The organism is Shewanella sp. 11B5 (assembly GCF_002836795.1).
GTDB lineage: Bacteria > Pseudomonadota > Gammaproteobacteria > Enterobacterales > Shewanellaceae > Shewanella > Shewanella frigidimarina.
Genome location: NZ_PJAP01000221.1, coordinates 1 through 11,034 on the forward strand (window position 1 = coordinate 1; position 11,034 = coordinate 11,034).

The window sequence follows — 11,034 nt, forward strand, 5'->3', positions numbered from 1 at the left end:
CATAGATAGTCATTTACGCATGAGCTTTATTTCGTTTGAAAGTATTTTTATAACAATAAAATAGTACCAGCTATGGTGAATTGACTAAAGATTGATGTGAAGCGGTATCCGTAGCAACACAATAAACAACCTCAAGGATTGAGACTAGGCATCACAGTTCTCAATAGCAATATCTCAGTAGCTGTATTGATAAGCTCTACATTGGTTTTATCTTCATTTGATTATCGCTTGGGGGCGGAATATGAATTGGTTTAGTAACATGTCAATCTTTAAAAAGGTTGGATTGATTTTTGTGTTATCGGTTATTATTTTTGCCGTTAACCTTGGTATCAGCACTGTTGCGATTAATAAAAATCGTGACACCTTGTCTTTCATGGAAACCAAGGTGGCACACCGGGTTGAACTTGCAAATCAAAATGTCATTTATGTACAACGCTTAGATGAGTTATATACTCAAGCGGTATCGTTTGCAGATGAAGATTTACTTGAGAACGCCAATAAAACGTTTGTTTCACTTAACGATAATTTAACCGACTTATCAACTACCGATCAGCAAGAAACTGCAGTTTTATCGCAATTATCTAACAACCTCAATGAATACAATACCATGACACTATCATTGGCTAGAGGCATGCTTGATGGCACGATCGATATGGCAGATGTGGGACAAATTAGTCAGAAAAAAGCTAAGATTTTCGATAAACTGACCAACGGAATTACTGTTTATAAAGCCGACAAAGTGGATGAGTTTAGCTCTACCATTAAAGAAGCTGGCGACCGTTCAGAGCAAAGTTTATATCTTTCATTTAGCATCGGTATCGCATTATTGGTATTTATGGCACTTGCTACCATTTCTATTGCACGTGCCATCAGTGGTTCTGCTGGTGATGTGGCAAACTCATTGGGTGAGTTAGCAGATGGTAAAGGTAACTTACGCCACCAATTGACGGTTGCAGGTACTGATGAACTGGGGCAAGTATCGAGTAATTTTAACCGTTTTTTACGTTTATTAGCTGACTCTATTCAACGTGTAGTCAGTGTAACCAGTCCATTATTAGACAGTGCGTCATCGCTAAAAGAACGTATGGCTGTAGCGACTAAGGCAACCAAGCAACAAAGCCACGATGCTAAAGCCGTGCATATGTCGATGGAAGAAATGCGCCACTCGGTGAATGACATTTCACATAGTGCCCAGCAAGCGGCAGAAGCTGCGCAAGTTGCTGAACGAGAAGCGACGGAGGGCTTGGCTGTAGTACAACGTACAGTGAGAATTTCACAAGAACTTAACTCCGGTATTGAGCTGGCATCTAACTCCATTCATGAATTAGCCAAAGATACCGAAAGTGTTGGCTCTATTTTGAACGTAATTACCTCTATTGCAGATCAAACAAACTTATTGGCGTTAAATGCCGCTATTGAAGCAGCTAGAGCGGGTGAGCATGGGCGAGGTTTTGCCGTTGTTGCTGATGAAGTTCGTGCACTTGCTTCTAAAACGGCAGACGCGACTAAAGAAATTCGTGGTGTACTAGAGAAGCTTAAAATCGCAGCTGAATCATCGGTAAGTACTATGGATGTGGCGATTACTAAGTCATCAGAAAACGAGCGTTATGCTAAAGATACCGGTGAAGTATTAAGCTCAATTCAATCTAAAATTGTCAGTATTAATAGTATGAATACTCATATTGCTTCAGCCACTGAACAGCAATCTTTGGTTGCTGCACATGTGGCGAATAATGTGGTTGAAATGAATGCATCATTTGAACAAACATTGGGTATTCTTGCAGAAGTGCAGGGCATTTCAGAAGGATTAGATGGTTTTGCTAATGAGCTTAACCACGCTACCTCACAGTTTAAATTGTAATATTGCTGACAATTCAGATCCAAATGTGAGTGGTACACCATAAAAAAACGCACAGAGAAATCTGTGCGTTTTTTATTTTATCCCGAACCAAAAAGCCTTCTGCTCCGCAGTGTTTATCCTCTCTGCCTGACGACATATGTTGCACATAAACAGTTTCTGGCTGTTTGCTGCATTGTTAGCCGCCATTTTTGAATTATTTAGCGTATTATAAAGCCAATTTTTGTGGGGGAAAATTGCCTCCAGCCTGCGTTTGTTTTACTTTATTTAAATTGAATAAATAGACGTTATTTTTTCATCCGTATTTTGCTTCTTTGTCACTGCAATGTGAGCTGTTTGGAAAAGGATTATCATGCCAAGCTTGATTAGAATCGTGTTAATTAATACCCACCTACCAGGTGTGGTCGAACTGTTATTAAATGGTCACACTAATATTTGTGGTACCAATGCCTCTGGTAAAACAACCTTACAACGGTTAGTGCCGGTATTTTATGGCGAGTACCCTAGCCGTGTTGTGCCGTCAACGCGTGACAGTTTCGAACGTTGGTATTTACCCCATGACTCAAGCTACATTATCTATGAATATCAAAAAGATGATGGTTTACTTTATCAAGCGGTTTTAGCATCAGCGGGTGACGGTAAAGGGGTAAACTACCGCTTTATTGGCCGTGCTTTTGAGTTAGAGCATTATATTAAGTCGCGTAATGGCGACACCATCATTTGTCATTCAATGGCAGAGTTGGGCCGTGAAGTAAAACGCGATGGCGTAGTCCATACAAACTTGTTAAACACTCGAGAGTTTCGAGCGATCATCCAGAATGATCGTAGCTTATTAAATACCGGCAGTAACCGCAATGAGCTGCGTACTTACGCGCGTCAGTTCTCGTTGTGTGACGGTGAACATAGCTTGCGTCATATCGAAAAACTCGCCAAAGCAGTGCACTCGAAAGAGGGCAAAATGGAAACGGTTAAATCAATGATCGCAGCCATTTTAGAAGAAGATGGGGTAAACCCACCGACGTCTAGACTGAATCCGCAACGAGTAGAAACGTGGATCCGTGAAAGTCAGCTGGTGCAAGGTTTTGAACAAATCCGCCCCGAATACGAAAAGCTCGAACAAGAATTTAATCAGTTATTAAGTGCAGAGTTACGCTTAGCCAGTTTATCGCGCGGTTATCGCGCTGACGAAATCTTAGAAGCTGAGCGTCAAGATCGTAACCAAACTCATGGTAAAGAACTAAACCTCAAGTTGCGCTTATTAGATGATGAGTGGAAAGATGTTCGTGATGAGTTAAACCAGGAATTATCTGCTGCTAAAGGTGACGCTGGCAAGTTTGAAGATGAACTTAATGCCATTGAAGACCAGCATGCTGCCTTTTTAGATGCCGACATTGAACAAGCCAAAGCTGATTTAGATAATTTGCCTAATTGGCGCAGTGATGTTGAAAACCTTAACGAGCGTCATAAATTACAAACCGAAAAACACCAAGATATTGAAGCCGCCTTTAATGCCCGCCGTAGTAAAATTGCTGAGCAATTACATCGCGAACTTGAAACGCTACATCTTGAGCAAGACACCCAACGTGAAGCGCGTGATAAGCAACGTGAGCTTGCCAATGACGATATCGCTAAACTAGAGCTGCAATGGCGTGAACAAACTGATGCTGGTAAAGCTAAATTTAGCGAACAAGAATATCAACTTAAATTAACCGCTGCCGAGCTTAAGCATCAAGTTGATGGTGTGACTTACACCGAAGATGAAAAAATGCGCTTAGCGATTTTCGATGAGCGTATAAGTCTAGCTGATGAAGAGCAAGAAACCTGTAATCAAAAGGTCGATCGTTTAACCACAGAAGAGCGTAAACAACGGGCCAAGCGCGACCAAGCTAACGAAGCGCTGCGTATATCCAGCATTCGCGTTAGTGACCGAGAAAATGCCAAAGAAGAACTGCACCATATGTTGTTCCCACAGTCGCATACCTTATTGGAGTTTTTGCGTAAAGAAGCCCACGGTTGGGAGCACACCTTTGGTAAAGTTATCGCGCCAGAGTTGTTGCATCGCAGCGATCTACACCCAAGCCTAACCAAAGACAGCAGTGAAGCATTATTTGGGGTTAACCTCGATCTTAAAGCCATTGATGTACCGGAGTATGCCGCTACAGAGCAAGATTTACGTATTCGTTTAGCCAAAGCAGAAGAAGCACTGAAAAGTGCGCAAGAAATGCATGCCGAAGCGGAAGATCAACTGGTTGCTATGAATACGGCGCTCGATAGCATCACCCGCGAACTGACCTTTGCCCGTACAGCGTACAAAAATAGCCGTGAAGATTTACGCCGCCTATTTGATGAAAAGCGTAACGAACAACAAAAAATCAATCAAGCTGTGGCAGATCGTAAAGCCGATTCGAGCAAGCGATTAGTACAACTTGATAATGAACTTAAGATGCTTAGCAATCAGCACCTTGGTTGGTTAAGCGAGCAAAAAGAGCAGGCGCTTGAAGCGCGCATGGAAAAAAATGCCTATTGGCAAGAAGTGGTCGGCGCCATTGATAATCAATTAGGCCAGATTAAAGCCAATATTGAACAACGCCGTGCAAATGCAAAAACCGAGCAAAAAGCAGGTGAAACCTGGTACAAAAATGAGCTTAAGTCGCGTGGTGTTGATGAAGGCACCATCTTGGCGCTTAAAAAACAGATCCGCGATCTTGAAGCCTGCATCAGTAATGCAGAACAACGCCGCAGTGAAGTGCTGCGTTTTGATGATTGGTATCAACATACCTGGCTTGTTCGAAAGCCTAAAGTGCAAACTCAATTAACTGATGTTAAGCGCGCTACGCTGGAGTTGGAGCAACTGCTAAAAGCGAAAACGGCAGAAATAAAACACCGAAGAGACAGCTTAGAAACCGAACGTAAAGCCTGTGATGCAGCCCAAGTAGAGGCGTCTGAAAACCTCACTAAGCTGCGTGCAGTGATGCGCAAGTTAGCTGAGCTCAAATTGCCAGCTAATAACGATGAAGCGATGGGCAGCATTGGCGAGCGTTTGCGCCAAGGCGAAGATTTATTGCTAAAGCGTGACTACTTAATGGGTTCTGTTAAACAATATGTTGAACACTTTGACTCGGTCATTGCCAGTAAATCAGGTTCAAGTTTGGCCGAATTTTGGGAGCGGGCCCGTGATGAGTCTAGCTTTGTTAACGACAAAGGTATTCGTCTACTCGACTATCGCAAGTTAGTCCCACAGCTTGAGCAGTTATTGAATGTGATGGTGCCGCAATCGTTAATGGCGATCCGCGAACAAGGGCGTATTTTTGGTATCGACTTAACCGCATTCTATGACGTGTTAACCGATATTGACCGCCGTATTGCCAGCCAAAGCGCGCGTATTACCCGTGAAGTGGGTGAAGAATTATTCCTCGAAGGAGTATCAGAATCGGCTGTGCGAATTCGCTCTCGCATCAGCGAACTGGAGTTTTGGCCTGAACTTGAAGTGTTTGTTAAAGCCTTTAAAGCGTGGAAAGCAGATGGTTTCAGCCAACTACCGGACGAGCATTACACTAACTCAATGCGCCGTGCATTAGACATTATTGGCCGCGCAGCATTAACCGGCGGTATTGCGAAACTGTTAGAAATCGAACTGCGTTTAAAAGAAGGTAACAGCGACTTAATTATTCGTACCGACCGTCAGTTAAACGAGTCTTCAAGTCATGGTATGGCTTACCTTATTTTATGTAAGTTTTTATTGGCCTTCACCCGTTTATTGCGCGGCAAAGCCAATGTCACTATCCATTGGCCAATTGATGAGTTAGGTACGCTACATCACACTAACGTGAAGAAAATCTTCGATGCCTGTGAGAACAACAATATCAGTGTATTAGGGGCTTTCCCAAATCCAGAATCTGAAGTGCTAAGTCTATTTGCTAACCGTTACATCATTAATAAGCAAACTAAAAAGCTGCAGGTCGTTAAACCTAAAGCCAACCCGTTAGCGGCCCGTTTATCGCAACGTAACACTAAAACCGAAATGCCTACGGCGGAAATGACTCGCGCTGAAACTGCTAAGGAGCACATCTAATGTCTGAATCGACTGAAACTACCTTAGTTGGTACTGGCGCATTAATAGAGCAATTGTTGCGTGGTGAGTTTATTTGCCGAGTGACCAATGAAGATGGTTGGCGGGCATTAAAAAACAACAGCACTCGCGACAGAGTTGAAACCTACCTTAACCAAATTAATCGCACCATTGCCAGTGCTGGTGAGGGTGAAGTCTTTTTTTGCGGTTATTTGCAGCTAGGCGAGGTTGAGCGCAAAGTTATTTCATCGCAATTTAAAGATATTTGCTCAGGACTTATTCCATTAGTGGAATGGCTGGTATTAGTGCAAGAAGCCAGTGGTCAAGATGCTCCGCTGAGCGAAGGCGCGCCGATCCGCTTAACCGATTTACAAGCGCGTATTGAAGACACGCCAGCCTTTAGAGAGCAACTCACTAAGTTGAGCCATTACCGATTATTCGGTTCAAGCAGTACTAACGTTGACGGCCAAATTAAGTTGGTGTTTAAGCGCTTAGTGGAACTGGGTTATTTAACCAAACCCAATAGTGAAAAACAGATTTATATCGCCACGGGTAAGTTAGATTATCTATACGAAGTTATCCGCTTTATTGATGAGACCGAAGGCTTAAGTCTTGAGGCTCAGGCAGAAACCGCGACCCAAAGGGACTTGATATGAGCAGTAACTTACACCAAGCTGGGGTAAAGCTGCTCAAACAACTTGGGCGCCATGCCGATGTTGTCATGGATGCATATTTGGCTGGGTCGATTAACGATACAGCCCATGATGCTGGCGTTATCGAAAAACTGAAAAAAAGTGGCATTTTATGGCGACCAGAACCGGATCAAGAACTGCGCTTAAAGCGTTCGGTGCGGGCATTATTGGAAGAAGCATTAAGCGACGAACGTAATCGACAGATTGATGCCAACGTCGGTTCGGCGCTAGCGACAATAAAAACGTTAGCCGATCATTATAAAGAGGCGCGCCGTGATGTGGATTTCAGTGCTGCGGAAGCCTATTTAGCCGATTTAAATGAACATGTGTACAGCTTTACCGACAGTTTACGTTATTCAATTCGGGTGTTATGGAGCCGAATTAACAACGAATTTGGTTATGTTGGGACTATAAGTGCCAAAATTCGCGAAAACGAGTTAGCCCAAAGCCAGGTGTCAGAGCTGCTAAACGGCTTAGAAATGTTTCAATTTAGCGAGTTAGGTGAAATTGCTGGCGATATTCGTGAATTGCGCCGTTTATTGATGACCAGCTTGCAAGAAACCTTAAGTCAATGTACTCAAGAGTTGAGTATTGTCCAAGCGAGATTGTATGAGTTACTTGGACGATTTAGGCAAATACAAGGGCGCACCCGATTACTAAAAGGTTGGTTACTGCACACCAACATGCATCCTGATTATCAACCTGAAAACCATGTAGTGCATAAAGCGGTGCCGATATTATTTAATTGTGCTGAAGCGCTGATAGCCCCTGCAAGTGTTGATGTGTCAAACCCTCATCACGAACTAGAGCTGATGGGGTTAGTGGCACAAGTTAAAGCCATTAGTCGCGACTCGTTACCTGCGGTACTGCGTGAGCACAACGTGACCTTTGAAATGGGCGACAGTGAGGATTTCGATATCCCTGAAAATCCCCTTAAAATAGCCGTGGATGAATATTTTTGTGAAGTGATTGATTCTGGTTTACGTCAATCGGCATTAAGCTATTTGCAAGAGAAGCAATTAACATGGGATGCCGAAAGTTGGCTTTATCAAGTCATTGGCGGTTATGAAGGTTTAGCCGATGAGCATAAAAATTACTTTGAGCTTGAACCGATAGGTAAACCTGATCCGGTTTATAGCGGTAACTTTATCATTAACGATGTTGAGTTATGGCTAGCCTAAGCAAAAGACAGTTACAGCTAATGGAACACGCGGCAAAGCAGCGCTTGCCGCGAGTGAAGTTCACTGCCGATTGGAACAAGTTGTATCAGTTGTGGCAAATAGGTGAGACCGATGGAACTGACAAATACTTGTATTTGACTGCAAACGATTATGTTTTACTGCGTAACATGGCCCAAATTGATTCGGGCTTAGATATTCTGGCCCTTGATTTTGATGTGCCCCGCCAACAGATGTCACAACTTAGCGCTAATGAAAAATACGCTAACATCAGCCCTGAAGCTGACTATGTATTAATTAAGCTAGCGCCTAGTTTATCTCAAGACCAAGTGACTGATTTAGCGCCAGGTTCCGTTGCCGATTTATTATCTGTACATAATTGTTCACTGCGATTAAAGGTCGACAGTGCGATTGCGCTTTGTCAGCAACTCAATCTAACGAACCTCATCGTGGTAGAGAACCTCGACAGTTTTGATCACTTTTTTGCTAATTCATTTACCCCAGATTTACAGGCCATCATTAATAACTGTATGGTGTTATACCGTGGTAGTCATGACTATTCGCCAGCAGGTCGAAAGCGTTTTTTACACTTACTTCAACCACTCAACATCAATGTAATTAGCTTTACTGACCTTGATCCTGCAGGATTAATGATTGCTAATAGCCTTGAGTCTTGCAGCAGCATTATAGTGCCGCAACTTGCGCTAGCGTCGCCTGATAAGTTATTAGCGTTAGCCCAGACAAATTCGACGGATGATTTTCATAAACAACACAAGCAATGGGCTTACCTTAATAACTTACATCGAGATGCACATTCTGGCGAACAATCAAAGTCTCTATCTGCTTATCAATCTTCCTCTCAATCAATAAAATACAGCTCGCAGTGGTTAGCGTTAGTGCAATGGCTCGGACAACATTGCGTGAGCATTAAACAACAACATATGTTAGCCAAATCCATGTCACTGACGTTGCTTAATATCCACTGTTCAGAATAAAACCACTCTTAATAATAAAACCACTGTGCAGAATAAAAAAACACTACGCTGATTGAGCCAGCTAACCCCATTTATTAAACAGAGTCGAGCTCACTTAATCAGCAAGTAAAACCTTCAAATTGATTGTTACTCTCGTTGTCGGCTTGATTTTAATGCTATACGCACAAATTTTAGCTGTTTTCGTAGTAAATCTGTCACTGGTTATACCATCGTTAATGATTAACTAAGTATATAATCTGTTGTTATTTCTAACTTTTATATTGCACGCTTGTTAAGCGTCGATTAAGTAATCACTTTTGTTCATAAGGTGATTGAAATATATTGCGCTATGTCTCAGTATTTCAGCGCTCGAAAAGAATAAACACCAGGATTGGTATAACAATAATTAGCAACAGAAGTTGCCATTTCGAAGGGAAATTTATAGATGACAAAATCACTTTCAGCACGGATCTTTATCGGTCTGTTTTTTGGGGTTCTGCTTGGTAGTATTGTGCAGTTTTTACTGGCAGATAATGCTTTTTTTGGTGGCACGTTAGTTAGCCTAGCCAGTGGTGTTGGCACCATGTTCGTCAATATGATTATGATGCTAGTGGTTCCACTGGTGTTTGTGAGTATTGTGTGCGGTGTGTGTGAGTTACAAGATTTAAAAAGCTTTGGCCGTTTAGGGGGTAAAACCTTTGGGTTTTATATTATTAATACCATGGTAGCGATTTTAGCTGCTTTTACCGTCGCAATGATATTTGAGCCCGGTAAAGGCGTGGATATGTCGAGCAACGGTTCGCTGGATATTACCGCCACAGAACTGCCTGATTTAATGTCGTTAATTGTGAGTATTGTACCAAACAACCCGTTTTCAGCCTTTACCTCTGGCAATATGTTGCAAGTGATTTTTATGGCGCTATTAATGGGCGGTGTCATTAAATCAATGGGGCAATCGGTTGAGGGAGCAGTTAAAGGGTTTCAAACCGCCAATAAAATCATGATGCGTTTAATTTCAGTGGTAATGAGTTTAGCGCCATACGGTGTATTCGCCTTAATGTTTAAATTAGGCGCAACCTTAGAGCCTGAAATTTTTGTCAGTGTAGTTGAATATTTAGTGCTTATTTTGGCTTTATTATTGATTTGGATTTTTATCGTATACCCATATTCTGTTAGCCTGTTCACTCCAATTTCAGCGAAAACTTTCAGAGATAAAACTCAAGAACAAATTCTATTCTCATTGTCTACTGCTAGCTCAAACGCCACTATTCCGGTAACTATGCGTACCCTTACTGACAAGCTAGGTGTGAGTCAAGCTGTGGCTGGTTTTGGTGTGCCACTGGGCGCGACCATGAACATGGGCGGGGTGTCGATTTATATTACCATTGCAATCTTCTTTGTCGCGAATGCCTTTGGTATGCCAATCAGTAATGATCAAATTCCATCGTTATTGTTCAGCGTATTTTTACTGTCGGTGGGTGCTGGTGGTGTTCCTGGTGGTGGGATGGTGATGATTGGGGTATTGATTTACCAATTAGGCTTACCAGCAGAGGCATTTGTGATTGTTGCGGCATTAGACCGTATTATTGATATGGTATTAACCTCATGTAATGTGGTCGGTGATACTGCGGTACTAACCATTGTTGATCAAACTGAGCAAGCGCATCAGCTTGAGGCTGCAAAAGCTGCAGCTGAGAAAGTATAAGATTCGCTTAGCAGTATGAATAAAATGGCCTGCTATGCAGGCCATTTTTTATGTCTAAGGTTTAAGGCCTTATGTTTAAGGTCATATGCTTAAGGCTTTAAATTGACGAATCTGTTACAGGGTCGTTGTGTCGAAAATAGTAGATGCTATCTATGCTGCATTTTATTTTCTATCTTAGTCATCAGCTTGAATGTCGTCTTTTCTAAATCATCTAAACCTCGATGAGCAACCAGTTCATAAGAGCGGTTAATATAGCGATAAGCTTGTGGGTAGTTGAACTCAATCACCTCAAGTTCTGCCAATTCATTCAGCGCCTGTGTTTGTCCTATGGGATAGTTCATCATTTGATGATATTCAATGGCTTTTTTAAACTGCTCTCTGGCTTCATCATTACGACCTATGCGCTGGTTTATCATGCCCGCAAGCTGTGAAATATAGCCCAATGTTAGCCAATCTTTCACTTTAGCAGCATTGGTTTTGGCAATGGTAAGTACACCTAATGCTTGTTCTATTCTGTCGGTTTCGGTGTAGCTTTGCGCTAATAACAATCTTAGTCTG

At 42.4% G+C, this 11,034-nt stretch carries 6 protein-coding genes and 1 pseudogene; 6 read left to right on the plus strand and 1 reads right to left on the minus strand.

Going from position 1 to position 11,034, the window contains the following annotated elements:
- Positions 1–259 precede the first annotated feature (259 nt).
- The 6 genes from CXF78_RS01990 (at position 260) to CXF78_RS02015 (ending at position 10,476) form a co-directional block, all read left to right on the plus strand.
- Positions 260–1,861, plus strand: a complete 1,602-nt coding sequence (locus CXF78_RS01990) for a methyl-accepting chemotaxis protein (RefSeq protein ID WP_243638374.1) — start codon at positions 260–262, stop codon at positions 1,859–1,861.
- A 349-nt stretch (positions 1,862–2,210) separates the two neighbouring features.
- Positions 2,211–5,930 (plus strand): ATP-binding protein, encoded by a 3,720-nt coding sequence (locus CXF78_RS01995; RefSeq protein WP_102035818.1) that lies wholly within the window; start codon positions 2,211–2,213, stop codon positions 5,928–5,930.
- Positions 5,930–6,583: a condensin complex protein MksE gene (locus tag CXF78_RS02000; protein WP_011636014.1), complete on the plus strand. Its 654-nt coding sequence runs from the start codon at positions 5,930–5,932 to the stop codon at positions 6,581–6,583. Before CXF78_RS01995 ends, CXF78_RS02000 begins: the two co-directional genes overlap by 1 nt.
- Complete coding sequence (locus tag CXF78_RS02005; RefSeq protein WP_102035819.1) at positions 6,580–7,800, plus strand: phosphoenolpyruvate carboxylase; 1,221 nt, start codon at positions 6,580–6,582, stop codon at positions 7,798–7,800. The genes CXF78_RS02000 and CXF78_RS02005 overlap by 4 nt, the downstream gene beginning before the upstream one ends.
- Positions 7,788–8,792 (plus strand): DUF7281 domain-containing protein, encoded by a 1,005-nt coding sequence (locus CXF78_RS02010; protein WP_102035820.1) that lies wholly within the window; start codon positions 7,788–7,790, stop codon positions 8,790–8,792. Before CXF78_RS02005 ends, CXF78_RS02010 begins: the two co-directional genes overlap by 13 nt.
- A gap of 424 nt (positions 8,793–9,216) precedes the next feature.
- On the plus strand, positions 9,217–10,476 hold the full coding sequence (locus CXF78_RS02015; RefSeq protein ID WP_102035821.1) for a dicarboxylate/amino acid:cation symporter: 1,260 nt from the start codon (positions 9,217–9,219) through the stop codon (positions 10,474–10,476).
- 146 nt (positions 10,477–10,622) lie between these two features.
- On the opposite strand, the pseudogene CXF78_RS21365 reads toward CXF78_RS02015, so the two are convergent.
- Positions 10,623–11,034 (minus strand): annotated as a pseudogene (locus tag CXF78_RS21365) (hypothetical protein); the annotation flags it as partial.

Coding starts and splice junctions, on each gene's coding strand:
- CXF78_RS01990 (WP_243638374.1), top strand. CDS start 260: ATGTCAATCTTTAAAAAGGTTGGATTGATTTTTGTGTTATCGGTTATT.
- CXF78_RS01995 (WP_102035818.1), top strand. CDS start 2,211: ATGCCAAGCTTGATTAGAATCGTGTTAATTAATACCCACCTACCAGGT.
- CXF78_RS02000 (WP_011636014.1), top strand. CDS start 5,930: ATGTCTGAATCGACTGAAACTACCTTAGTTGGTACTGGCGCATTAATA.
- CXF78_RS02005 (WP_102035819.1), top strand. CDS start 6,580: ATGAGCAGTAACTTACACCAAGCTGGGGTAAAGCTGCTCAAACAACTT.
- CXF78_RS02010 (WP_102035820.1), top strand. CDS start 7,788: ATGGCTAGCCTAAGCAAAAGACAGTTACAGCTAATGGAACACGCGGCA.
- CXF78_RS02015 (WP_102035821.1), top strand. CDS start 9,217: ATGACAAAATCACTTTCAGCACGGATCTTTATCGGTCTGTTTTTTGGG.